Source organism: Sphingomonas sp. QA11, assembly GCF_028473665.1.
Taxonomy (GTDB): Bacteria; Pseudomonadota; Alphaproteobacteria; order Sphingomonadales; family Sphingomonadaceae; genus Sphingomonas; species Sphingomonas phytovorans.
Genome location: NZ_CP098774.1, coordinates 4,831,289 through 4,855,435, shown reverse-complemented (window position 1 = coordinate 4,855,435; position 24,147 = coordinate 4,831,289). Strand labels below are relative to the sequence as shown.

Annotated in this window: 25 protein-coding genes; 14 read left to right on the top strand and 11 right to left on the bottom strand. The window is 65.6% G+C overall.

Going from position 1 to position 24,147, the window contains the following annotated elements:
* Nucleotides 1-7: 7 nt before the first annotated feature.
* Nucleotides 8-364 (bottom strand): GntR family transcriptional regulator, encoded by a 357-nt coding sequence (locus NDN01_RS22470; protein ID WP_272624275.1) that lies wholly within the window; start codon nt 362-364, stop codon nt 8-10.
* Between the two features lie 37 nt (nt 365-401).
* Complete coding sequence (locus tag NDN01_RS22465) at nt 402-977, bottom strand: nitroreductase family protein (protein WP_272624273.1); 576 nt, start codon at nt 975-977, stop codon at nt 402-404.
* A 116-nt stretch (nt 978-1,093) separates the two neighbouring features.
* Here NDN01_RS22465 and NDN01_RS22460 point away from each other — a divergent pair, with 116 nt between their 5' ends.
* The gene (locus tag NDN01_RS22460) at nt 1,094-3,106 is read left to right on the top strand and encodes a peptide MFS transporter (RefSeq protein WP_272624271.1); all 2,013 of its coding nucleotides are present in this window, start codon (nt 1,094-1,096) and stop codon (nt 3,104-3,106) included.
* A 335-nt stretch (nt 3,107-3,441) separates the two neighbouring features.
* Here NDN01_RS22460 and hemA read toward each other — a convergent pair whose 3' ends face one another.
* The gene (gene hemA / locus NDN01_RS22455) at nt 3,442-4,686 is read right to left on the bottom strand and encodes a 5-aminolevulinate synthase (RefSeq protein WP_272624269.1); all 1,245 of its coding nucleotides are present in this window, start codon (nt 4,684-4,686) and stop codon (nt 3,442-3,444) included.
* A gap of 200 nt (nt 4,687-4,886) precedes the next feature.
* On the opposite strand from hemA, the gene NDN01_RS22450 reads away from it, so the two are divergent.
* Nucleotides 4,887-5,099 (top strand): hypothetical protein, encoded by a 213-nt coding sequence (locus tag NDN01_RS22450; RefSeq protein ID WP_272624267.1) that lies wholly within the window; start codon nt 4,887-4,889, stop codon nt 5,097-5,099.
* Here the strand turns inward: NDN01_RS22450 and murI are convergent.
* On the bottom strand, nt 5,077-5,871 hold the full coding sequence (gene murI, locus NDN01_RS22445; protein WP_272624266.1) for a glutamate racemase: 795 nt from the start codon (nt 5,869-5,871) through the stop codon (nt 5,077-5,079). The genes NDN01_RS22450 and murI overlap by 23 nt on opposite strands.
* Before the next feature lie 159 nt (nt 5,872-6,030).
* Here murI and plsY point away from each other — a divergent pair, with 159 nt between their 5' ends.
* The 4 genes from plsY to NDN01_RS22425 all read left to right on the top strand — a co-directional run bounded on the left by plsY (nt 6,031) and on the right by NDN01_RS22425 (nt 10,867).
* Nucleotides 6,031-6,615, top strand: coding sequence for a glycerol-3-phosphate 1-O-acyltransferase PlsY (plsY, locus tag NDN01_RS22440; protein ID WP_272628357.1), 585 nt, complete (start codon nt 6,031-6,033; stop codon nt 6,613-6,615).
* On the top strand, nt 6,608-7,702 hold the full coding sequence (gene dprA, locus NDN01_RS22435) for a DNA-processing protein DprA (RefSeq protein WP_272624264.1): 1,095 nt from the start codon (nt 6,608-6,610) through the stop codon (nt 7,700-7,702). Before plsY ends, dprA begins: the two co-directional genes overlap by 8 nt.
* 141 nt (nt 7,703-7,843) lie before the next feature.
* Complete coding sequence (gene topA / locus NDN01_RS22430) at nt 7,844-10,414, top strand: type I DNA topoisomerase (RefSeq protein WP_272624262.1); 2,571 nt, start codon at nt 7,844-7,846, stop codon at nt 10,412-10,414.
* Nucleotides 10,415-10,420: 6 nt separating this feature from the next.
* Nucleotides 10,421-10,867, top strand: a complete 447-nt coding sequence (locus tag NDN01_RS22425; RefSeq protein WP_272624260.1) for a GNAT family N-acetyltransferase — start codon at nt 10,421-10,423, stop codon at nt 10,865-10,867.
* Between the two features lie 7 nt (nt 10,868-10,874).
* Here NDN01_RS22425 and NDN01_RS22420 read toward each other — a convergent pair whose 3' ends face one another.
* From NDN01_RS22420 to panC, 3 genes are all read right to left on the bottom strand, one after another.
* Nucleotides 10,875-11,279, bottom strand: coding sequence for an MAPEG family protein (locus NDN01_RS22420; RefSeq protein ID WP_272624259.1), 405 nt, complete (start codon nt 11,277-11,279; stop codon nt 10,875-10,877).
* A 70-nt stretch (nt 11,280-11,349) separates the two neighbouring features.
* Nucleotides 11,350-11,646 (bottom strand): hypothetical protein, encoded by a 297-nt coding sequence (locus NDN01_RS22415; RefSeq protein ID WP_272624258.1) that lies wholly within the window; start codon nt 11,644-11,646, stop codon nt 11,350-11,352.
* 88 nt (nt 11,647-11,734) lie between these two features.
* The gene (gene panC, locus NDN01_RS22410; protein ID WP_272624256.1) at nt 11,735-12,568 is read right to left on the bottom strand and encodes a pantoate--beta-alanine ligase; all 834 of its coding nucleotides are present in this window, start codon (nt 12,566-12,568) and stop codon (nt 11,735-11,737) included.
* 101 nt (nt 12,569-12,669) lie between these two features.
* On the opposite strand from panC, the gene NDN01_RS22405 reads away from it, so the two are divergent.
* The 6 genes from NDN01_RS22405 to NDN01_RS22380 all read left to right on the top strand — a co-directional run bounded on the left by NDN01_RS22405 (nt 12,670) and on the right by NDN01_RS22380 (nt 18,024).
* Nucleotides 12,670-13,464 (top strand): division plane positioning ATPase MipZ, encoded by a 795-nt coding sequence (locus tag NDN01_RS22405; RefSeq protein WP_272624254.1) that lies wholly within the window; start codon nt 12,670-12,672, stop codon nt 13,462-13,464.
* Nucleotides 13,464-13,718, top strand: a complete 255-nt coding sequence (locus NDN01_RS22400; RefSeq protein ID WP_272624252.1) for a J domain-containing protein — start codon at nt 13,464-13,466, stop codon at nt 13,716-13,718. The genes NDN01_RS22405 and NDN01_RS22400 overlap by 1 nt, the downstream gene beginning before the upstream one ends.
* Nucleotides 13,719-13,784: 66 nt before the next feature.
* Nucleotides 13,785-15,167: a phosphoglucomutase/phosphomannomutase PgmG gene (gene pgmG / locus NDN01_RS22395; RefSeq protein WP_272624251.1), complete on the top strand. Its 1,383-nt coding sequence runs from the start codon at nt 13,785-13,787 to the stop codon at nt 15,165-15,167.
* A 73-nt stretch (nt 15,168-15,240) separates the two neighbouring features.
* Entirely contained in the window at nt 15,241-16,002 is a 762-nt protein-coding gene (locus NDN01_RS22390; RefSeq protein WP_272624250.1) for a 3'-5' exonuclease, read from the top strand.
* 111 nt (nt 16,003-16,113) lie between these two features.
* Nucleotides 16,114-17,577: a sensor histidine kinase gene (locus tag NDN01_RS22385; RefSeq protein ID WP_272624249.1), complete on the top strand. Its 1,464-nt coding sequence runs from the start codon at nt 16,114-16,116 to the stop codon at nt 17,575-17,577.
* On the top strand, nt 17,578-18,024 hold the full coding sequence (locus tag NDN01_RS22380) for a response regulator (RefSeq protein ID WP_272624248.1): 447 nt from the start codon (nt 17,578-17,580) through the stop codon (nt 18,022-18,024). It abuts the gene before it with no gap.
* A 1-nt stretch (nt 18,025) separates the two neighbouring features.
* Here the strand turns inward: NDN01_RS22380 and NDN01_RS22375 are convergent, their stop codons facing one another.
* Both NDN01_RS22375 and nhaA read right to left on the bottom strand, forming a co-directional pair.
* Nucleotides 18,026-19,036 (bottom strand): histone deacetylase family protein, encoded by a 1,011-nt coding sequence (locus NDN01_RS22375; RefSeq protein ID WP_272624247.1) that lies wholly within the window; start codon nt 19,034-19,036, stop codon nt 18,026-18,028.
* A gap of 307 nt (nt 19,037-19,343) precedes the next feature.
* Entirely contained in the window at nt 19,344-20,552 is a 1,209-nt protein-coding gene (gene nhaA, locus NDN01_RS22370) for a Na+/H+ antiporter NhaA (protein WP_272624246.1), read from the bottom strand.
* Between the two features lie 103 nt (nt 20,553-20,655).
* Here nhaA and NDN01_RS22365 point away from each other — a divergent pair, with 103 nt between their 5' ends.
* Both NDN01_RS22365 and NDN01_RS22360 read left to right on the top strand, forming a co-directional pair.
* Nucleotides 20,656-20,961 carry a hypothetical protein gene (locus NDN01_RS22365; RefSeq protein WP_272624245.1) on the top strand — a complete coding sequence of 102 codons (306 nt, stop codon included), beginning with the start codon at nt 20,656-20,658 and terminating at the stop codon, nt 20,959-20,961.
* Nucleotides 20,942-21,835 carry an SPFH domain-containing protein gene (locus NDN01_RS22360; protein WP_272624244.1) on the top strand — a complete coding sequence of 298 codons (894 nt, stop codon included), beginning with the start codon at nt 20,942-20,944 and terminating at the stop codon, nt 21,833-21,835. The genes NDN01_RS22365 and NDN01_RS22360 overlap by 20 nt, the downstream gene beginning before the upstream one ends.
* 189 nt (nt 21,836-22,024) lie before the next feature.
* Here the strand turns inward: NDN01_RS22360 and NDN01_RS22355 are convergent, their stop codons facing one another.
* Both NDN01_RS22355 and NDN01_RS22350 read right to left on the bottom strand, forming a co-directional pair.
* On the bottom strand, nt 22,025-22,507 hold the full coding sequence (locus NDN01_RS22355; RefSeq protein ID WP_272624243.1) for a GNAT family N-acetyltransferase: 483 nt from the start codon (nt 22,505-22,507) through the stop codon (nt 22,025-22,027).
* 11 nt (nt 22,508-22,518) lie between these two features.
* Nucleotides 22,519-24,087 (bottom strand): lysine--tRNA ligase, encoded by a 1,569-nt coding sequence (locus NDN01_RS22350; protein ID WP_272624241.1) that lies wholly within the window; start codon nt 24,085-24,087, stop codon nt 22,519-22,521.
* Nucleotides 24,088-24,147 lie beyond the last annotated feature (60 nt).

Here is a 24,147-nt window from a genome sequence, read left to right as displayed (position 1 = left end):
GCCGGGATTACGCCCCTGCGCGCTCCAGCAGGTCTTCGGTATCGAGGCCCAGCAGCACGATGTGCGCGCGGATGCGCGGCCAGCTGTCGCGGATGAAATGCTCGCGCTCGGCCGCGCGAAGCTTCTCGGCGGCGCCCGGCAGTACGAACATGCCGACGCCGCGCCTGACCTCGACATAGCCGTCGTCTTGGAAGCTCTGATAGGCCTTGGCCACCGTCAGCGGGTTGGCGCCGTGTTCGGCCGCAAGCGCGCGGACCGACGGAAGCTGGTCCCCCGCGCGATACTCGCCGCGCAGGATCGCCGCGGAAATCGTGCCGCGAAGCTTGATATAGACGGGGCTGTCTTCGCTGTTCAGGGCTGTCATGGTGCAATAATACACCGATCAGGCCGAGAGTCCAACACTATGTCCAATATCGGACGATTTTGTCCGATTCCGGACGCGGGCGCTCTTCCAGGGGCCTGGAAGGCGTCCCGATGAACATGAATCCGGCGATTTTCTCCGGCGCTGTGCCAAAAGCGTCACGCACCGACTCGTTGTACGTAGCCCATCCGGTGAGCCATCCGCCGGCGAATCCGGCGGCATGCGCGGCATGGAGCAGGTTCATACACGCGGCGCCCGCCGACAGTTCCTGCTCCCACAACGGGATATGGCTTTCGGGTTTCGGCGAGGACAGCACGACGACCAGAGTCGGTGCCTGACGGGCGAACTGGTCGAGCGCCTCGATCTCGAGCCGCGCTGCCTGAGGCCGTTCGGCGCGATAGGCGGTGGTGATCAGGTCGCTGAGCGCTTCGCGGCGATCGGCCGGGACCACGACGAAACGCCACGGCGCCAGTTTGCCGTGATCGGGCGTGCGCGCCGCGATCCCGAGCATATGGGTAAGCTGGGCCTCGTCCGGACCGGGCGCGACAAGGTCGCGCGGCTTGCCCGAACGGCGGGTGGCGAGGAGCGCGAGCGGGCTGCTGGTGTCGTTGAACATGGCGGTCATCTAGCGATGGCCACGCGTATTTACACCCCGGCGCATGCCGCTAGTCTCCGCGCCATCAGCAACGCCGCATCTGACGGCGTGAAGTCATTCAGGGAGCGACCAAAAAAATGGTGGACACACCGACCGCGGACAGCCCGCGAGAACCCGATATCACTCATGTAAATCCAGCAAGCGACGCGGTCTGGTTCGGCCACCCGCCACAGCTCAAGCGCCTGTTCACCACCGAAATGTGGGAACGGTTCGGCTATTACGGCATGCGGGCGATCCTGACGCTCTACCTCGCCCATCATTTCCTGTTCAACGACGAGACCTCGACCGGCCTGTATGGCGGCTTCACTGCCCTGGTCTATCTGACGCCGCTGGTCGGCGGCTTGATCGCCGACCAGTATCTCGGCTCGAAACGGACCGTGAAATTCGGTGCGATCATGATGTCGCTCGGCTATCTCACACTCTGCTTCGGCGGCAACGGAGCCACCCCGTTCGCGACGATCGACGGCCAGCGCTATGAGGTGGTGGTCGAGGGCAAGGGGGATGCGGGCAAGCAGTTCGTCATCGACCATGATCAGAAGCTGCAGATTCGCGGCAATGACGACAAGAGCGTCTCGCTTCTCGCCCAGGATGGCCATGAAGTCCGCAGAATCGAGGCCAATGGCTTCAAGTCGGACGGTGAGCGCTCCCCCTTCTTCGTCTTCATCCTCCTGCTTGGCCTGTCGCTCGTCACCGTGGGCAACGGCTTCTTCAAGCCGAACATCTCGACCATGGTGGGTGAGCTGTACGCAAGCGGGGACCGCAGGCGCGATGCGGGTTTCACGATGTTCTACATGGGCATCAACCTCGGCTCGCTGATCTCGCAATTCTTCTGCCCGATCCTCGCCGAAAGCGTTGGCTGGTGGGCCGGCTTCGGCCTGGCCGCCATCGGCATGGGATGCTCGTGGCTTCTGTTCCAGTTCGATGGGGGCCGTCTCGACGGCTATGGCGAGCGCCCGGCCGATGCCCGGGCGGACAGAGACTGGTGGATCTATGGCGGCGCGCTCGTCACCGTGCCCTTGGTCATCTTCCTGTTCTGGAACCTGATGAACTATGTCGCACCACCGGAAGGATCGGGCGTCATCGGCTACGTCCTCAACCTCCCGGTCATGGGCAAGGCGCTGTTCGGGACCTTCCTGGTCGGCGTGCCGGCCATTCTCGTCTGGTCCTTCGTCAAGGGAAGCAGGGCCGAGTTCCAGATGATGATGGCGGCGATGGTGCTGATCATCTTCAACGTCGTGTTCTGGACATTGTTCGAACAGGCCGGGTCGTCCCTCACGCTATTCGCCGCGCGCAACACGGTGCTTGAAATCGGCTGGACCGCCCCGCTGTTCGCCATGTTCCAGGCGACTCCCATCACCTATTATCTCTTCTTCGCCGCGGTGATCGGCGGCGTCGCCTGGCTTGCCTTCTGGTTCTTCGCCTCCGGCGAGCAGCCGGAAACGCGTCGTATCATGGCCATCGGCTTCGCCGTGGTCGCGGCGGCCGGCCTGGTCGGCATGCACGTCGCCCGGATCCACGGCTTCGGCAGCCAGGCTGTCTATGTGATGCCCGCTGGCCAGACCCAGATCTTCAACGCGCTGTTCATCGTCATCTTCGCGCCGATCTTCAGCGTGTTGTGGAATGCGCTGGCCCGACGCGGGCTTGAGCCTTCGATCCCGATCAAGTTCGCCATCGCGCTGATGGGCGTGGGCGCTGGCTTCCTGTTCCTCGTCTGGGGCAGCCAGTTTGTCGGCAGCGACTTCAAGGTCGGCATGGCCTGGCTCGCCGGCCTGTACCTGATCCATTCGATCGCTGAGCTCTGCATCTCGCCGGTCGGCCTCTCGATGATCACCAAATTGTCGATCGCGCGGATCGTCGGGATGATGATGGGCGTGTGGTTCCTGTCCATCTCCGTCGCTCAATATGTCGCCGGCGCGGTGGCGCAGGTCGCCAGCGTCGAAACCGTCGGCGGGCAGGTGACCAATCTCAAGGTCAGCCTCGAAACCTATACCGGCGTGTTCACGACGATTTCCTACATCGCGATCGGGCTTGGCCTGCTCCTGCTATTGCTGTCTTGGCCGCTGAAGAAGTGGATGCACGGGGTAACCTGACCGCCGCCCCTTTTCCTCCCTCGCGGTGCGAGGGAGGAACGGGACCGGCCTCGATTCAACCCGTCGTCCGATTGTCGCACGCTGGAGCCGGATAGGAGCTCCTCGCGCCCTGTCCGGCTCTTTGACATGACCGAAGAATGCTGGACGATTTTTCCGCCTGAGCAGCGGTAAACACAGGGCGGTTTTCGCCCGAAAGCCGGCAATTTTCCCCTGTTATGCAATAACAGGGAAAACACCGTTCAAAACGTTGAAAACAGGCCCGGATTCCGGACCCGAAATCCAACATAACAGCGGAAGAAAAATCGAAACCGCAAATCGTCGGAAATGGTGGCCGCTCAGGCGGCCTTGCGGAGTTCCAGCCGGCTCCAGATCTCGACCAGGGCTCCGGTAAGCTCGCGCATCATCGCCTCGTCATGCGCCGGGCCGGGGGTGAAGCGCAGCCGCTCCGTGCCGCGCGGCACGGTCGGGTAATTGATCGGCTGAACGTACACGCCATATTCGGCGAGCAGGATGTCGCTGATCTTCTTGGCCTTGACCGGATCACCGACCATCAGCGGCACGATGTGCGTGGTCGAGTTCATCACCGGCAGCCCTGCCTCGGCCATCATGGCCTTCAGCATTTTCGCCGCGGCCTGCTGGCCGTCGCGCTCGACGCTCGACGCCTTGAGATGTCGCACGCTTGCCAGCGCGCCGGCGACCAGCACCGGGGAGAGCGACGTCGTGAAGATGAAGCCCGGCGCGTAGGAGCGGATGACGTCGACGATCGTCTGGTCGGCGGTGATATAGCCGCCCATCACCCCGAACGCCTTGCCCAGTGTGCCCTCGATGATGGTCAGCCGATGCGCGACACCGTCCCGCTCCGAAACGCCGCCGCCCCGCTCGCCATACATGCCCACTGCATGGACCTCGTCGAGATAGGTCAGCGCGCTGTACTTGTCGGCCAGGTCGCAAATCTCGGCGATGGGCGCGATATCGCCGTCCATTGAATAGACGCTCTCGAACGCGATCAGCTTGGGCACCGTCGGATCGACCGACGCGAGCAGTTCTTCCAGATGCGCCACGTCGTTGTGCCGGAAGACATGCTTCTCGCAGCCCGAATTGCGGATACCCGCGATCATCGAGGCATGGTTGAGTTCGTCGGAGAAGATGATGCAGCCCGGCAGGATCTTGGCGAGCGTCGCAAGCGTCGCCTCGTTCGACACATAGCCCGACGTGAACAGCAGCGCGCCCTGCTTGCCGTGGAGATCGGCAAGCTCACCCTCAAGATCGACATGGTAATGGGTATTGCCACCGATATTGCGGGTGCCGCCCGAGCCGGCGCCGACATCGTGCAGCGCCTCTTCCATCGCGGCGATCACCGCCGGATGCTGGCCCATGGCGAGATAGTCGTTCGAGCACCATACGGTGATCGGCTTCGGCCCGTTATGCCCGGCGAAGCAGCGGGCATTGGGGAACGCGCCCTTGTTGCGCAGGATGTCGATGAAGACGCGATAACGGCCTTCGACATGCAGGCGGTCAATCGCCTGGGTGAAGATGCGCGAGTAATCCACTCCCCGCAGCGCCGTGCCGTCCGCTTCCATAAGGGCCGCCCTAGCGCGCGGCGCCAAGGATTTCCAGTGTTTTACTCACCCGGAATGCGCCCGAACCGGTTGGAAAAAGAATCGCGTTCCTTAGCTTCGCTCAAGCGCGGCACGCCCATTCATGCTATGATGCGCCGTCGCCGGCCGCGTGCCGAAAGCACCCGCCGCGATCGAGAGACGCGATGCGCTCCCGCAGCAGCATGGAGCTTATGATCATGGCCAATGATGTGCCAACTGACGGAAAACAGGTCTATTATTCACACAGGGCGGCACAGGAGCGCGAGCTTGCCGGGCGGACCGCCGACCGGTCGGCGCGCCGCGTGCATCGCGAGCTGGCGAGTCGTTATGCCGTGCTGGCCGCCGAGTCGGCCGAGGTCCAGGCGGAAACGCCTAGAGCGCCTCTACCCGCGTGAGGCCGTAGCGGGCGAGCGCCGGCGCGAGCGCGGCGTGATCCGCGTCGCCGGTGAACACCGCGACTCCTTCCCCCGGGCTGTCCGGCCATGACTGACCCTGGGTGAGGAACGCGATTCGGCGCGCGATCCCTTCCGAGCCATCGACGAAAAGCACCGGATGCGGCGCGACCGCCGCCAGTTCATCGACCACGAGCGGGAAATGCGTGCAGGCATTGACGATCACGTCGATGCGCTCGCCACCCGGCTGACCGAACAGGCCGGCAAGCGCCGCCTCGAACCGGACGGGCGGGACGTCCTCGCCGCGCAGCTTCGCCTCGGCGAGCTGGACCAGGTCGGCCGATCCGTGACGCAGCACCAGGCAATCGCCGGCGAACCGCGCGGCGAGATCGTCGACATAGGGCTGGCGCACCGTCGCATCGGTCCCGAGCACGCCGATCGCGCGCGTGCGGCTTACTTCGGCGGCTGGCTTGATCGCGGGGACCGTGCCCACGATCGGCAGATCGAGCGCGGCACGCACCGCGGCGAGCGCAATGGTCGAGGCGGTGTTGCAGGCGATCACGATCAGGCGCGGCCGATACCGCTCCGCCAGCCGCCCGAGCAGCGCCGGCACCCGCGCCGCGATCTCGGCCTCGCTCCGGGTGCCATAGGGAAAGCCAGCCGAATCGGCGACATAGACGAAGGGAGCATGGGGCAGCAGCGCGCGCGTCGGCGCGAGCACGGAAAGCCCGCCCACCCCGGAATCGAAAAACAGGATCGGCCGCGTGTCCGTCACAGGCGCGATGTAGCGCGCTCGCCGGGTTTGACAATGTCCCCGCCCTTGAACCTGGGCCGGGGCTTGCCAACCTAACAGAGGTTGTTGGCGGCAATCCCATATCGGGCTATGCTGGCGTCGCGTGGGGGCTGATCCATTTTGCCGACCGAAACTGTCTGGATGGCGCCGGCTGGCGCGCTGCTGCTCGGGTATCTGCTGGGCTCGATTCCGTTCGGGCTGATTCTCACCCGCGTTTTCGGGGCCGGCGACCTGCGCAAGATCGGATCGGGCAATATCGGCGCGACCAACGTCCTGCGCACCGGCCGCAAGGGCCTTGCCGCGGCGACGCTGCTGCTCGACGCGGCCAAGGGTTTCGCCGCGGTCGCGATCGTCGAGGCGATCTGGCCGGGCAACGGCGTGCTCGCCGCGGCGGCCGCCTTTCTCGGCCATCTTTATCCGGTCTGGCTCGGGTTCCGGGGCGGCAAGGGCGTCGCGACGATGATGGGCATCGTGCTCGCGCTGCACTGGCCATGCGCCGTCGTCTTCGCGGTGGTCTGGCTCGGGCTGCTCGCCGTGCTGCGCTTCTCCTCGCTGGCCGGCATGACCGCGGCGTTCAGCGCCCCGGTCAGCGCCGCCTTCTTCTCCGCCTTCGACATCGTGCTGCCGCTGCTCGCACTCGCGCTGCTGGTGCTATGGAAGCATCGTGAGAATATCGAGCGCCTGCTGAACGGTACCGAGCCGAAGGTCGGCGCGAAACGTGCGTGACGATCCGGCGCGCGACCGGGCGATCGCGCGCCTCAGGCTGATCCGCACGCCGAAGATCGGCCCGGTCACCTATCGTCAGTTGATCGAGCGCTTCGGCGACGCACCCACCGCCCTCGAGGCCCTGCCCGGTCTGGCGGCTCGTGGCGGTGGGCGGGCGCCGGCCATCGCCCCGGCCATGATCGCCGAACGGGAACTGGCGGATGCGGCGAAACTCGGCGCGCGCCATCTGTTCGTCGACGATCCGGACTATCCGGCGCTGCTGGCCGAGCTTGACGATGCGCCGCCCGTATTGATGCTACGCGGCGACATCGCCCTGGCCCGCCGCCCGACGATCGCGATGGTCGGCGCGCGCAACGCCTCCGCCGCGGCATGCCGCTTCGCGCGGCAACTGGCGGTCGAGCTCGGACGCGAGGGCGTCACGATCGTATCGGGGCTGGCACGGGGCGTCGACACGGCCGCGCATGTCGGATCGATCGACAGCGGCACCATCGCGGTGATCGCCGGCGGCATCGACATCGCCTATCCTCCCGAGAATGCCGGCCTGCAGGAAGCGATCGCGATGCGCGGCCTGCTGATCGCCGAACAACCGCCGGGCACCGAACCCCGCGCGCGCCATTTTCCCTATCGCAACCGCATCATCGCCGGGCTTGCCCAAGGCACGGTGGTGGTCGAAGCGGCCCCCAAATCCGGGTCGCTGATCACCGCACGGCTGGCCGGCGAGATGGGCCGCGACGTGATGGCGGTGCCCGGCTCCCCGCTCGATCCGCGCACGCAGGGATGCAACGGGCTGATCCGCGACGGCGCGACCCTGATCCAGTCGGCCGCCGACATCCTCGAGCTGATCCGCCCGATCGACCCGCGCATGGTGCGGGCTCCAGGATCGCGCTTCGAAGGACCGCCGCCCGAGGATGCAAGCGACATCGAACGGCGCGACGTGGCCGGGCTGCTCGGCCCGGTGCCGGTCGCGATCGACGAGGTGATCCGGCAATCCGGGCTTGCCCCGGCGATCGTCCAGACAGTGCTGCTCGAACTTGAACTGGCCGGGCGGCTTGAACGTCATGCCGGCGGGAGGGTGAGCTTGATTTGACGCTGGCATCCAACCAGATTCGATTCGCTCGATTCAAACGATGGGGAATCGCGCTATCCCGGGATCGCTCTCCCACCGCTTGACGCCGCCCCGAACACCTCTCCATCCTCGCGCGTACACGTAAGGACGCTTCAAAAACCCATGCAGCTTGTCATTGTCGAATCGCCGGCCAAGGCGAAGACCATCGAGAAATATCTGGGCTCCGACTATCGCGTTCTCGCGAGTTACGGCCATGTCCGCGATCTGCCAGCCAAGGACGGGTCAGTCGATCCCGAACACGGTTTTTCGATGGAATGGGAAAATTACGCCGACAAGTCGAAGCAGCTCAAGGCGATCACCGACGAGGCGAAGAAGGCCGACCGCCTGATCCTCGCGACCGACCCTGACCGCGAGGGCGAAGCGATCAGCTGGCACGTCCAGGAAGTGCTGCGCGGTCGCAAGGCGCTGCCGAAGGAGGTCGAGCGAGTCACCTTCAACGCCATCACCAAGACAACGGTGACCGAGGCGATGAAGCATCCGCGCGAGCTGGATACCGACCTGATCGACGCCTATCGCGCACGACGGGCGCTCGATTATCTCGTCGGCTTCACGCTTTCGCCGGTGCTGTGGCGCAAGCTGCCCGGCGCGAAATCGGCCGGGCGCGTGCAATCGGTCGCGCTGCGCATCATCGTCGATCGCGAGCGCGAGATCGAAGCGTTCCGCGCGCAGGAATATTGGTCGGTCACCGCCGACATGGAGCAGGATGGCACGCCCTTCACCGCCCGGCTCGTCACTTTCGAGGGCAAGAAGCTCGACCGGCTGTCGATCGGCGAGGAAGGCACCGCGCTCCGCGCCAAGGCCGCGGTCGAGGCAGGGCGCTTCAGCGTCCAGACGATCGAGGTCAAGCCGGCCACCCGCAACCCGCCGCCGCCCTTCACCACCTCGACCCTTCAGCAGGAGGCATCGCGCAAACTCGGCTTCTCCGCCGATCACACGATGCGCATCGCGCAGGGCCTCTACGAGGACGGCGCGATCACCTATATGCGAACCGATGGCGTGCAGATGGACGGATCGGCCATCTCCGCCGCGCGCAAGGCAATCGCCGACCGCTATGACGCCGGCTATGTCCCGGACAAGCCGCGCCTCTACCAGACCAAGGCCAAGAACGCGCAGGAAGCCCATGAGGCAATCCGCCCGACCGATTTCTCCAGGGACAAGGCCGGCGGCGGGGATCATGCCCGGCTCTACGACCTGATCTTCAAGCGCGCGCTTGCCAGCCAGATGGCGTCGGCGCGGATGGAGCGCACCACGGTCGAGCTGACCGACGGATCGGGCCAGACCGGCCTGCGTGCCACCGGCCAGGTCGTACTCTTCCCCGGCTACCTCGCCCTGTACGAGGAAGGTACCGACGACAGCGCCGATGAGGACAGCCGCCGCCTGCCGCGCCTGCGCGAAGGCGACGCGCCCGCCAAGAAGGCGGTCAGGGCTGAGCAGCATTTCACCCAGCCACCGCCGCGCTTCTCCGAAGCGTCGCTGGTCAAGCGCCTGGAAGAGCTCGGCATCGGCCGCCCCTCGACTTATGCGTCGATCATCAAGACGCTGAAGGACCGCGCCTATGTGCGGGTCGAGAAGAACCGCTTCTTCGCAGAGGAGAGCGGCCGGCTGGTGACGGCGTTCCTCGAACGCTTCTTCGAAAAATATGTCGGCTATGATTTCACCGCCGGGCTTGAGGACGAGCTCGACGAGGTCTCGGGCGGTCGCGCGCAATGGCAGGCAGTGCTCGAATCCTTTTGGAAGGATTTCAAGCCGCGCACCACCGAGGTGATGGAGCAGAAACCGTCCGAGGTGACCGCCGCGCTCGACAAGTTCCTCGAGCCCTATCTCTTCCCGGCCAGGGCTGACGGCGGCGACCCGAGGCTCTGCCCCAATTGCGGCCAGGGCCAGCTGGCGCTGCGCGGCGGCAAGTTCGGCGCGTTCGTCGCCTGTTCCAACTATCCCGACTGCAAATACACCCGGCGCTTCGGCCAGGGCGGCAGCGACGAGGGCGGCGATACCGGTCCCGAAGCGATCGGCCAGGACCCGGAAACCGGTCTTCCCGTCGAGCGCAAGGCGGGGCGGTTCGGCCCCTATATCCAGCTCGGCGAGGGCAAGGACGCGAAACGCGCCTCGATCCCCAAGGACATTCCGGAGCTCGACCTGGAATGGGCGCTGAAGCTGCTCAGCCTGCCGCGCACCATCGGCACGCATCCGGAGAGCGGCGAACCGATCACCGCGTCGATCGGACGCTATGGGCCCTATCTAGCCCATGCAGGCAAATATGCCCGCCTCACCTCGACGGCGGAGGTATTCGAAACCGGGATGAACGCGGCGGTGGTCAGGCTGGCCGAAGCTGCGGCCGGCGGCGGACGCCCGCAGCGCGGGGCGCAGGCACCGCTTAAGATCCTGGGCAAGCACCCGCGGACCGAAGCCGAGATCAAGCTGATGGAGGGTCGCTACGGCCCCTATGTGACTGATGGCGAGACCAACGCGACATTGCCCAAGTCGATCGAGAAGGATGCGCTGACCCTCGAAGAAGCGGCGCAGTTGCTCGATGCGCGCGCGGCGGCCGGCCCATCGAAAAAGACCAAGAAGAAGGCACCGGCGAAGAAGGCCGCGGTCAAGAAAGCCCCGGCCAAGAAAGCGGCACCGAGCAAGGCCAAGACCGCGACGAAGACTGGCGCAAAGGCGGGATAACAGCTCATGGTCCTGTCCATCAGGCACTATGTCGCATCGGATCGCGACCGCATGCTGGCGATCTTCGACGCCAACACGCCGCAATTCTTCGCGGTCAACGAACGGGCGGATTTCGTTCGCTATCTCGACGGAAACGCCGGCCTTTATGCGGTCTGCGAGCGGGAAGGCTCGATCGTCGCCGGCTTTGCGGTGGCGCGCGGCACGGCAGGCCGGGCGCATCTGAACTGGATCCTGGTCGATCCCGTGGCGCAAGGCGGGGGCATCGGCAACGCGATGATGGAGGCGGCGCGGACGCGCGCGGCGGATCAAGGCGCCACGATGCTTGACATCGCGGCGAGCCAGCACAGCGCACCATTCTTCCTGCGCCACGGCGCCCATGCCCTCGGCTGTCTCGAGAATGGCTGGGGTCCCGGCATGCACCGCATCGACATGGAATTGCCGATCGGCGATTGAGCCGGGGTCAGCCCAGCAGCAGCGGAACCGTCCTGATGAAGAGCCAGACCGCCATGCCGAACAGGGTCAGCAGCGTGACGACAATGCCGGTAGAGCGCGCAGGCTTGGGCGGCCCGGGCGGGTTGAACAGGCCGATGGCGTTGAGCAGGCGCCCCCCGACAAAGGCGGCAGCGACGATCGAGAGAACGGTGGAATTGGCGCCGCCGCTTTCGAGCAGCGCGATCAGGATGATACCGGTCGGGGCATATTCAGCGAGATTGCCGTGCGCGCGAATCGCGCAATTCAGGTCATGCTGGCCGGCATCGCCATAGGCAGCACTGTGCTTGATGCGCATCCGGATCGTGGTGACCGAGAGGAAGACCAGCAGCAGCGCGAGCGCGGCCGCGGCGAGCGCGGTGATCGTGAGTTGCATACCCCCTCCTTCGTTGCGGAGGCGGTTCTATTCCTTTTGTTGCCCTGCGTCGATTGGGCGTCGATCCGGATCAGGCGGCGCGGCGTGCCGTCACGCCGAGCCAGGCACGCGCCGCCTTCTGCGCCTCGGAGATCTGACGCGCGGTCATATCCTCGGCGATCTCGCTGCGGCAGGCCTGCGCTGCGTCGCTGCCCGCGACAGCCGCCAGATTGAACCATTTATGCGCCTCGATCAGGTCGACATCGATGCCGGCGGCGCCGCTCGAATAGACCATGCCGAGATCGTAGAGCGCGTCCATGTCGCCCCGGGCCGCGTCAGCGAGCCGGCTGTCTATCAGGAACTGCGCACTCTTCAGGCTGCTGCCCATGCCCTTAACCCCTGTTAACCATCCCTGTCGGGCGACTTTGGAGTCAAGATTTCAACAAATGGTTAATGCCGGTTAGGCATGCCGCCACTCAGACCGCGATATTGTCGATCAGGCGAGTCCCGCCCATCCGCGCGGCGGCCAGCAGGCGGCGTGGGCGCTCGGGATCGGGCACCTCCTTCAGCGTCTCGGCATCGACCAGCGTGACATAGTCGATCTCGAAGCCGGCTGCGGCCAGCGAATCCCGCGCGGCGGCCAGCACCGTCTCGACATCGTCGCCCTTGCCGATCCCCTTCGCCGCGACACCGAGCGCACGCGGCAGCGCGACCGCCCGGCTGCGCTGGTCGTCGTCGAGATAGATGTTGCGCGACGAGAGCGCGAGGCCGTCATCCTCGCGCTGGGTCGGCAGGCCCATGATATCGATCCCGAAATCGAGATCGGCGACCATGCGGCGGATCACCGCGAGCTGCTGGAAATCCTTTTCGCCGAACCACGCGATATCCGGCCGCACCTGGTTGAACAGCTTGGCAACAACCGTCGCGACTCCGTCGAAATGGCCGGGCCGGGCCGCGCCGTCCAGTCCTTCGCTGACTCCGGCCACCGACACGCTGGTCGAGAAGCCGTCAGGATACATCGCCTCGACCGGGGGCATCCAGAGCAGGTCGCAGCCCGCCTCCTTCAGCATGCGCGTGTCGGCGGTCTCCTTGCGGGGATAGCGCGACAGGTCCTCGTTCGGGCCGAACTGCTTCGGATTGACGAAGATCGAGGCGACCACGCGCGTGCCGGGACGCTTCGCTGCCTCGATCAGTGCCATATGCCCGGCATGCAGGGCACCCATGGTCGGGACGAGCGCGATCGTCGCCCCCTGCTCGCGGAATTCGGCAATCCCGCCACGGAGCAGATCGAGTTGACGGATGGTTTGCACGCTTGATGGGCCTTCGATAAGGACGAGTAAGGACGGGGCGGGCCTTCTATGGGGCGTGACGCGACCGATCAATACGGCCAATCATCAGGGACACGAGCGACTTGTCGACGGTTGCACAGAAGCCACATATCATCGTGTTCGCCAACGAGAAGGGCGGCACCGGCAAATCGACGACCGCCGTCCATGTCGCGATCGCGCTCGAAGCGCGCGGGGCCAAGGTCTCAGCGCTCGATCTCGACCATCGCCAGCGGACCATGGGCCGCTATCTCGACAACCGCCTTGCGACCGCCAAGCGCACTGGCCGCGAGCTGAACATCCCACGCCACGCGACGCATGACGGCGAGAGCCTCGACCGTTTCACCGAAACGGTCGCGTCCCTTGCCGAGGGTGCCGATTTTCTGGTCATCGACACGCCGGGCCGCGATGATCCCTTCGCGCGCATCGCGGCGCAGAAGGCCGACACGCTGGTGACGCCGATGAACGACAGTTTCGTCGATTTCGACCTGATCGGCCAGGTCGATCCCGTCACCTACAAGGTGACCCGGCCGAGCTTCTATGCCGAGCTGATCTGGGACGCGCGCAAGGCGCGCGCCAAGGCCGACGGATCGACGATCGACTGGGTCGTGCTGCGCAACCGGGTCCAGCATATCGAGGCGCGCAATATGCGCCGCGTGTCCGAGGCGCTCGACCAGCTCGCCAAGCGGGTCGGCTTCCGCATCATCCCGGGGCTGGGCGAACGCGTGATCTACCGCGAGCTTTTCCCCAAGGGACTTACCATGCTCGACGCGCGCGAGTTCGGCGAGATGGGCCTGGCCCATGTCGCGGCCCGGCAGGAGCTGCGCGAGATGATGGCGGCGCTCGGCCTGCCCGAGCCAGCGATGCCGCTGTTCGCCTGATGGCGAAGCTTCTCTTCATCGGCCTCGCGCTGTTCGGCCTGTGGCTGTACCTGCGCCGGAGTGCCCCCACCCAGCCGATCGACGAGAAGGAAGCGCGCGCCATCCTTGGCGTGGACAATGGCGCCGATGCCGATGCCATCCGGGCCGCGCATCGCCGCCTGGTCGCCGCGGTCCACCCGGATCGCGGCGGATCGGTCGAACTGGCGCGGCGGATCAACGCGGCGCGCGACGTGTTGCTGAAACGGCGCGACTGACCCTTCTCCAATGAACTTTCCCGTCGCTCGCCGATTGGGCGCAGGACATTACCCACAGGAGCCCCGATGACTCACCGGTTCGATCCCACCTCGCTACGTGAATATGACATCCGCGGCATCGTCGGAAAGACGCTCGGCCCGGCCGATGCGACCGCGATCGGACGCGGCTTCGCGACACGGGTGCGGCGTGCCGGCGGTACGCGGGTCGCGGTCGGCTATGACGGCCGGGTCTCCTCGCCCGAACTGGAAGCGGCGCTGATCGACGGCCTGACCGCGAGTGGCGTCGACGTCGTGCGGGTCGGCATGGGGCCGACGCCGATGCTTTATTATGCAGAGGCGATCCTCGAGGTCGACGGCGGCATCCAGATCACCGGCAGTCACAACCCGGGCGATTACAACGGCTTCAAGATGGTGCTCCAGCACCTGCCCTTTTTCGGCGCCGACATTCAGGATCTCGGCAGGCTCGCCGAAGAGGGGGACTGGGAAGAGGGGGCGGGCGAGGTCACCGAAGCCGATATCGTCGACGATTATGTCGGGCGGCTGCTCGCCGGCTATGCCGGCGGCACCTACCGGATCGGCTGGGACGCGGGCAATGGCGCGGCAGGGCCGGTGATCGAGAAGCTGACCAAATTGCTGCCCGGCGAGCATCATCTACTGTTCACCGAGGTCGACGGCACCTTCCCCAACCATCATCCCGATCCGACTGACGAGAAGAACCTTGCCGACCTGAAGCGTCTCGTCGCCGAGAAGCAGCTCGATTTCGGCCTGGCATTCGACGGCGACGGTGACCGGATCGGCGCGATCGACGGCCAGGGCCGGGTGATCTGGGGCGACCAACTCCTTTCCATCCTGGCCGAGCCTGTGCTGAAGGAGGTGCCCGGCGCGACCATCATCGCCGATGTAAAGGCGAGCCAGGCACTATACGACCGGATCGCCGAGCTCGGGGGCGAGCCGTTGATGTGGAAGACCGGCCACAGCCTGATCAAGATGAAGATGAAGGAGACCCATTCGCCGCTGGCGGGCGAGATGAGCGGGCACATCTTCTTCGCGCATGAATATTACGGGTTCGACGATGCGCAATACGCCGCCGTCCGGCTGATCCGCGCGGTGCACATGATCGGCAAGTCGATGACCGAGATCCGCGGCGCGATGCCAGCGATGGTCAACACCCCCGAAATGCGGTTCCAGGTCGACGAGAGCCGCAAGTTCGCGGTGATCGACGAGGTGCTCGACCGGCTCGAGGCGGAGGGCGCCGACATCAACCGCACCGACGGCGCGCGGGTCAACACGCCCGACGGCTGGTGGCTGCTGCGCGCGTCGAACACGCAGGACGTGCTGGTCGCACGCGCCGAGGCAAGGGATCAGGCCGGGCTCGACCGGCTGATGGCGATGATCGACGCGCAGCTTGCGGCAAGCGGCATCGTGCGAGGCGAGCAGGCGGGCCACTGAGGGATGGCCCCTTCCCTTCGGGGGAGGGGCTTTAGGGACTCGCATTCCGCGCCTCGAACCGCCACGTAAGGGCATGCCTCCCCCTCAGCCCCAGCTTATCCGCGTCGTCGACCTAGAGACAACCGGTCCGGCGCCGCCCGCGCACGGCGTTTGCGAGATCGGGTGGCAGGACGTTGCGCTCGGCGCCGAGGGCCGGTGGGAACTGCACGGCGAGGGCGGGAGCCGCCTGGTCAATCCAGGCCGGCAGATTCCGCCGATCACGCAGGCGATCCACCATATCCTCGACGAGCAGGTCGCCGACGCGCCCTATTGGCATGATGTCGCCCGTGCCGTGCTGGACCCGTGGCCGCGCCGCGTCGCGCTCGCGGCGCACCGCGCCGATTTCGAGGAACAATATTGCACGCCTGCGCTCACCCGCAATGCCGACTGGGTATGCACGTGGAAATGCGCCATGCGCCTCTGGCCGGACTGCCCGAGCTTCTCCAACCAGGTGCTGCGCTACTGGCGCAAGCCCGAGGGGATCGAGCATGAGCGCGGCCTGCCCGCGCACCGGGCCTTTCCCGACGCCTATGTCACCGCCTTCCATCTGCGCGACATGCTCAACCAGGTCGGGCTTCCCCAGCTGATCGAATGGTCGAACCTGCCCGGCCTGCTCCCGCGAGTCCGCCAAGGCCCCGATCGCGGAAAGGACTGGCGCGAGATCGAGGATGAATCGCTCGCGCGCTTCCTGGGCGACCGCGACATCGACGTGCGCTTCACCGCCGAGACGGAGCTGGCGCGCCGCCGCGGCGGCGGTGCCGTCGGGCGGACGACGCTGCAAGGCGCGCTGTTCTAGGCCTGCGCCCGTCACGCTGGCGTTTCCGGACGGGCGAATCTAGAAACGCCCATGCTCGACAGGCCCATGTTCCGAGGAATCGCCCGGCGCTTCGGATGGGCGGAACAGTCGATGGGCCGTTTCCTCATCGGATGCATGGTCATCGGTTTCGCCAGCCTGGTCGCCGCGGGGGCCGCCGCCATCTGGTCGACCGGACGCAACCAGGAACATATCCGCGCCGTCAACCACACCTATGAGGTGGAACTGGCCATCTCGCGCGCGGTCGTCCTGATCGAACAGGCCGAATCGGTGAGGCGCGGCTACATCATTGCCAGGGAGCAGGAATATCTGGACAGCTACAGGACGATCGCCGCGCAGATCCCGGGCGCGCTGAACAAGATCGACGAGCTGACCGACGACAATCCCCGCGAACGGGCGAATCTCACCCGGCTCAGGCGGCTGGTCGCGGCGATCGAGACACGCCGGGACATCACCAACGGGCTGGTCGAGGCCGGGCGTATCGGGGACGCGATCGACGCCTTCACCGAGGAAACCACCGCACGCCGGATGCGCGGCATCCGCAACCTCGGCAAGTCGATGGAGCGCGAGGAACAGCGGCTGCTCACGTTCCGCGACGCCGAACAGCGGGCCAGCGTGCGGACCTTCTACATGACGATCGGCGTCGCCGGCGCGCTGTTGCTGTTCGTCGCGATAGCGTCGCTGCTGACCATCCAGCGCTACACGAGGGACCTCGCCACGTCACGCGACGCCTTGCGCGACTTCGCTGAATCGCTCGAGGAACTGGTCGACGAGCGGACCGCCGACCTGACCCGTGCGAACGAGGAAATTCAGCGCTTCGCCTATATCGTCAGCCACGACCTGCGCGCGCCGCTGGTCAACGTCATGGGCTTCACCGCCGAGCTCGACGCCTCGATCGGCGCGATCACCGAGCTGATCGACCGCGCCGAAGCCAGCGCGCCCACCATCCTCACGGAGGAAGCGCGTACCGCCGCGCGCCAGGAGATGCCCGAAGCGATTCGCTTCATCCGCACCTCGACCGAGAAGATGGAGAGGCTGATCAACGCGATCCTCAAGCTGTCGCGCGAGGGCCGGCGCGTCATCGTGCCGGAGCGGATCGACATGACCGCCCTGGTCGCGACGATCGGCGCGACGCTGCAGCACCTGATCGACGGCAACCAGACCCGGCTGGCAATCCAAGTCACGCTTCCGGAGATCGTCAGCGACCGGCTGGCGATCGAGCAGATCTTCTCGAACCTGATCGAGAATGCCGTGAAATATCTCAAGCCGGGCAGTCCCGGCGTGATCGAGATCCGCGGTGTGCGGCATGGCGGGCGCGTGACGTTCGAGGTCAGCGACAATGGCCGCGGGATCGCGCCGGCGGATCACAGCCGGGTGTTCGACCTGTTCCGCCGGGCCGGCAATCAGGACCAGCCGGGCGAAGGCATCGGCCTGGCGCTCGTCCGCGCCTTGGCGTATCGGCTCGGCGGCGTTATCGATGTCCGTTCCGACCTCGGCAAGGGCGCGACTTTCCGCCTTTCGCTTCCCACCACGCTCTCCGATGCACAGGGGCATTAGATGAACGATCACCACTCAGTCAGCATCGTGATGATCGAGGACGATGAAGGTCATGCACGGCTGATCGAGAAGAATATCCGGCGGGCGGGCATCCTGAACGACATCGTCCACTTCACCGACGGGACCCGGGCGCTCGACTATCTGTTCAACGACAAGAAGGGGCCGGCGCTGGGCGGCCCGGCCCTGGTGATCCTCGATCTCAACCTGCCCGACATGAACGGCAACGACATCCTGGCGAAGATCAAGGGCGAGGCGGCACTGCGGCGCACCCCGGTCGTGGTCCTGACCACCACCGACGACAAGGCGGAGATCGAGCGCAGCTACGATCTCGGCGCGAACGTCTACATCACCAAGCCGGTCAATTACGAAAGCTTCGCCCAGGCGATCCGCCAGCTTGGCCTGTTCCTGTCGGTGATCAAGGTTCCCGAGGCCGAAGGGAACATCTGAATCAGGCGGCGAAGCCCGCGAGAAGGCTGGCGACATTGGCGCCGAGCGCGTCCACCGCATAGCCGCCCTCCATCGCGATCACCGTCGGCCAGCCGCGCGCGGCGATGTCACCACCGAGCACGGCATAGTCCTCCGTCGCGAGCCGGAAGAAGGAGATGGGATCGCCGTCCCACGTATCCGCCCCGAAGCTGACGATCAGCAGGTCCGGGCCGAACCGCGCGATAGCATCGAGCGCCGACGCCTGCGCCGCCCGGAACGCGTCGAGCCCGGCCCCTTGCGGCAATGGCAGGTTGAGCGTGGTACCCGCCCCCTCCCCTTCACCCGTTTCCTCGGCATGGCCCCAGAAGAAAGGATAGTCGGTCGCCGGGTCGGCATGGATCGAGGCATAGAAGACGTCGCCCCGAGTCCAGAAGATGTCCTGCGTGCCGTTGCCGTGATGATAGTCCACGTCGAGGATCGCGACCCGCCTCGCCCCGGCATCGCGGGCGGCTTGTGCGGCGATGGCGGCGGTGTTGAGATAGCAATAGCCGCCGAGATAGTCGGCACCGGCATGGTGACCCGGCGGACGGCACAGCGCGAAGGCGGCGCGATCCCCGCCCCGCACCGCGTCGAGCGCGGAAAGGACCGACTGGACGCTCCAATAAGCGGCGTCCCAGGTCTCCCCGGTCAACGGGGTGGAGGCGTCGAGGCTGTAGCGGCCGGCGAGCGCGTCGATCCGGTCGAGCTTCAGCGCCCGCCGGGCGACGATCGGCCAGATATAGCCGATCACGTCCCCCGGACGCCCGGCCGCCGCCCAGCGCGCCGGCCCGGTCCTGAGGAAATCGAGATACCCTGCATCGTGCACCGCACGGATCGCGGTATCGCCATGATCGACGGGCGCCTCCAGCGTGCCCAGCGTCTCCGCGATCGCCTCAGCCCGGACCGGCTTTTCAGCATAATCGGCGAAGCCGCCATTGTGCAGCTCCTTCAGGGGAGCATGGGCGAGCTGACGGGGGTCGAAGAAACAGCGCATCCGGCCTTGTCGCGCGGCGCGGAGACCGGCGCAACCGGATCCAGCAGCGACTCGGCTTTTTCGCGATCGGCCAACACCTATTTTTCTTCCGCTGTTATGTTGGATTTTCGTGCCGGATTCCACCCGCATTTACAGTTACTTGGGTCGGCTTTTCCCTGTTATGCCTAACAGCGGAAAAACGGCGGTGAAAAGCGCCGGATTTTCCGCTGAAGCAACGGAAAAAACCCTTCAACATCGATCGACCATGACAAAGAACGGGCCGGAGGGCCGGCGCTTCGACGCTGCCATGATCCTTGCCCCGGTTGAATCAGGACGACCTGGTGCGGGAGCCGGCGAGATACAGCACGACGAAACCAACCACCGCGGACAGGATCGAGCCGGTCAGCACGCCGATCTTCACCTCGTCCATGATCGCGGCATTGCCGGGGAAGGCGAGCCCGCCGATGAACAGGCTCATGGTGAAGCCGATCCCGGCGAGCAGCGCGACGCCATAGACTTGCGCCCAGCTAGCGCCGCGCGGCACCTGCGCGATGCCGAAGCGGACCGCAAGCCAGATGCTGCCGAAAATGCCGAGCTGCTTGCCGAAGAAAAGCGCGAGGGCAATGCCCAGGACCAGCGGCTCGACCAGGATCGACGGCCCCAGCCCGGCAAGCGACACCCCGGCATTGGCGAACCCGAACAACGGCACCACGCCATACGCAACCCAGGGATTGAGCGCGTGTTCGAGTATATGGAGCGGCGAATCACGATGATCGGGCGCGCCCGGCGATCGGCGGATCGGGATCGTCATCGCCGCGACGACGCCGGCGATGGTCGCATGCACCCCCGACATCAGCACGAGCAGCCACAGCAGAGCGAACCCGATCAGATAGGGCAAGAGCCGCACCACGCCGAACCGGTTCATCGCGCCCATGCCGCCAGCGACGATCGCCGCGCCGGCGAGTACCAGCAGCGACAGACCGTGGCTGTAGAAGACCGCGATGATCGCGACCGCGCCCATGTCGTCGACGATCGCGACGGTGGTCAGGAACAGCTTGAGCGAGGCGGGCACGCGCGGGCCGAGCAGCGCCAGCACGCCGATGGCGAAGGCGATGTCGGTCGCGGCCGGGATCGCCCAGCCACTACGCAAGTCCGCCGCGCCGCCGGTGATGGCGAGATAGAAGATCGCCGGGCAGATCATGCCGGCCGCCGCGGCGATGATCGGCATGCGCCGCCGCTCGGGCGAGGCGAGTTGCCCGTCGACCAGCTCCCGCTTGATCTCGAGCCCGACGAGCAGGAAGAACACCGCCATCAGGGCATCGTTGATCCACAGATGGACCGTCATCGGCCCGATCGCGGGGGCGAGGACCGGCCCAGTCTCGACGTGCAGCAGGTGGAAATAATCCTGGGCGAAGGGCGAGTTGGCCGCGACCATCGCCAGCGCCGCCGCCGCGATCAACAGGATGCCGCCCAGCGCTTCATTGGCGAGGAAGGCGCGCAGGGCTGAGGCGTAACCGCGGCGTTTCGGGCTGCTCATGCGCGTCCCCTTTCGAGCCCGCTATGCCGGTTTGTGGCATGTCGTTGCAAGCAAAGCCGGTGAAACGGAAGCGTCGTGCAATCGACAGTGCACGGCGTGCATCATGGCGATTCTCATTTCGTTGCGCTCACAGCATGATTATATTGTGCGGTGCAGCGTTCGAGGATTGGAGCGAGACATAAGACGGATTGGCGTGAGCCCTTGGATCGAGACGGTCATCGTGATGGCCGCCGCCCTCTGGCTGTTGCTTTTCGTCGCGCCTGCGCTCTTCAACGCGCACACGTCGACCGGCCTCTGGTCATCGATCTTCCTGTTCCTGCTGAGTCCGCTTGTTCTTGCGGCAATGCTGACGCGCATCGTGCGCGCGCTGCATGCAACAGGAAAAGACGATGGACGACACATTCGATGAGGTCCCGGTAGCCCGCAGCCTTGGCCGCTTCACGCGGCGCCGTGGCGCGCTGATCGCGGGGATGATGGCATTCGCGATCACGGCGATCTTCCTGACCAATGCGTTCGCGCGCGTGCTGCCGGGTTATGTCGGCATCCGGGTGAACAATATCGGCGGCAATGCCGGCGTGGTCTCGCAGCCTTTGCCGGTCGGCTGGTATTTCGCCCCTCCCGGCACCAACATCTACGAATATCCGGTCTTTACCCGCACCTATAGCTGGACTCGTTCGGCGACCGAACAGACCCGGGTCGACGAGGCCTTCAACTTCCAGGACAAGAACGGGCTGGCGCTGTCGGCCGACGTTGCCGTTGCCTATCATGTGGACGCAAGCCGGGCGCCAATCCTGTTCCAGCGCTATCGCACCGACATGGACGCGATCATCGCGGGGCCGCTGCGCAACGCCATCCGCAACGCCATTGTCGAGCGCGGCGCGCAGCTTGGCGTCGAGGAGATATATGGCCCGCACAAGAGCGAGCTGATCCAGACGGCGCTGCGCCACGTCCAGGCCTATTTCGCGCCGGTCGGCCTTCAGGTCGAGCAACTCTACTGGGCGGGTAATATCGTCGTACCGGACGCGGTGCTCCAGCAGATCAACGCGAAGATCGCCAACGAACAGCAGGCCCTTGCCGCCCAGGCGAATGTCGCGACCGCGCGGGCCGACGCCGAGGCACGGGTCGCCAAGGCGGAAGGCGACGCCAAGGCAATCCAGGTCGAGGCCGAGGCGATCCGCACCAACCCGGAAATCGTGAACCTTCGCGCGGTCGAGAAATGGGACGGCAAGCTGCCGACCTATACCGGCGCGAGCGCACCCCTGCCCTTTATCGGGGCGAAGTAGAGGGGCCGCATTTTGCCTCCAGCTTCCTCTCCCCCTTCAGGGAGAGGAAGGAGAGCGAAGCTGCGGGAAGGTGAGGGGGAGTGAGGTTCGAGATACTCAGTGACGAGTGTCCCCCTCACCCTTCCCACGCCTTCGGCGCGGGTCCCTTCCCTCTCCCACAAGGGGAGAGGGAGGTTAGGAGGGGAGGTTTCAGAGGTCCCGGAACATCACGAACGCATCGACGAAGCCGTGCGCCGGATGGTCAAACGCGCGCGGCAAGGTGCCGACGATGTCGAAGCCGAGCGACTGCCAGAGGCGCACCGCCCGGTCGTTGCTGCTCACCACGAAGTTGAACTGAATTGCCCGGAAGCCGCGCAGCCGCGCACGATCGATCGAATGCTCCGCCATGCGTCGCGCCAGGCCACGACCCGTTGCGGCAACATGAGTCATATAGCCGCAATTGGCGACATGCCTGCCGCCACCGGCCTGATTTGCCCTGATATAATAGGTGCCGAGCACGACACCGTCTTCCTCGGCGACGAAGGTTTCCCTGTCCGCGCCCATCCAATAGGCGATCGCCTCGGCCTCGGCCATGTCGCGATCGAGCGCATAGGTTTCGCCGGCCCCGATCACCGGGCCGATGATCGACCAGATGGCAGCGGCATCGTCAGCCCGGGCGGGCCGTATCGACATCGCGCCTCCCATCAGCGCGCAAGCGCCTCGGCGATCAGCTTGCGGCTGTTCTCGATACCATAGAGCGCGATGAAGCTGCCCATGCGCGGCCCCTGGGACGAACCGAGGAGTGTCTCGTAGAGCGCCTTGAACCAGTCACGCAGAGTCTCGAACCCGCTGGTCTTGCCGATCTCATAGACGATATTCTGAATGTCCTCGGCGCTCGCCTCGGGCGGCAATGCAGCAAGATCGGCGTCGAGCCGTTCGAGCGCGGCGACCTCCACACCCTCGGGGGCGCGGCGCTGAAGCGTGGGCGCGACGAAATCGCGACCATAAGCGAGCGCATGGCCGATCAGCCGGTCGAGCTCGGGATAAGCCTCGGGCGTCGCGTCGGGCACATAATTGGAAAGATAGCTCCACACCTGTTCCCGGGTCGCATCCCCCATCACGCTGACGAGATTGAGCAGCAGCCCGAAGGTGACCGGCAATTCGCCCGTCGGCAGCTTGCCGTCATGGATGTGATGGACCGGGTTGCCGAGCTTCTCCTTCAGTTCCTGCCCGGCATAATTGCCGCGAAACTGCCAATATTCGTCGACCGCGCGCGGGATGACGCCCATGTGAAGCGACTTGGCCTTTTTCGGCTCGCGATAGATGTAGAAGGCAAGGCTCTCCTCAGGCCCGTAAGTCAGCCACTCGTCGAGACTGAGGCCGTTGCCCTTCGACTTGGAGATCTTCTCGCCCTTTTCGTCGAGGAACATCTCATAGGTGAGTCCCTCGGGCGGGCGGGCGCCGAGCACCCGCGTGATCTTCGACGCCTGGGTGACGCTGTCGATCAGGTCCTTGCCCGACATCTCGTAATCGACCTGGAGCGCGGTCCAGCGCATCGCCCAGTCGACCTTCCATTGCAGCTTGGCCATGCCGCTCAGCGCGGACTGCTCGATCCGGTCGCCCTCATCGATGAAGGCGATGATCCCGGCATCGGCATCGACCACCTCGACCGGCACCTGAAGCACGATGCCCGATTTCGGGCTGATCGGCAGGATCGGCGAATAGGTCGCGGCACGCTCCGCACGGAGCGTCGGCAGCATGACATCCATGATCGCCTGGTAGCGCCGGAGGATCAGCTTCAAGGTCGGGTCGAACCGGCCCGAGGCATATTCAGTGGTCGAGGACAGGAATTCGTAATCGAAGCCATAGCGATCGAGGAAATCACGCAGCATCGCGTTGTTGTGATGCGCGAAGCTTTCGAACTTCTCGAACGGATCCGGCACCCTGGTCAGCGGCTTGCCGAGATATTCGGCGAGCATCGCGCGATTGGGGACATTGTCCGGTACCTTGCGCAGGCCGTCCATGTCGTCGGAAAAGGCCACGAGGCGGGTCGGCGTGTCGCTGAGCGCGTGGAAGGCATTGCGCACCATCGTCGTGCGCAGCACCTCGTTGAAGGTGCCGATATGCGGCAGGCCCGAGGGGCCATAGCCGGTCTCGAACAGCACCGGCGCACCCTGCTTGCCGTCCGGATAGCGTTTCAGCAGCTTGCGCGCCTCTTCATACGGCCAGGCTTTGGATTCGAGGGCGGCGGCGCGGAGTTCGGGTGCAGTCATGCGGGCGCAGTAGCGCGGTGACGGCTGAGCGACAACATAGCCTGCTTTTCGAGACGCAGC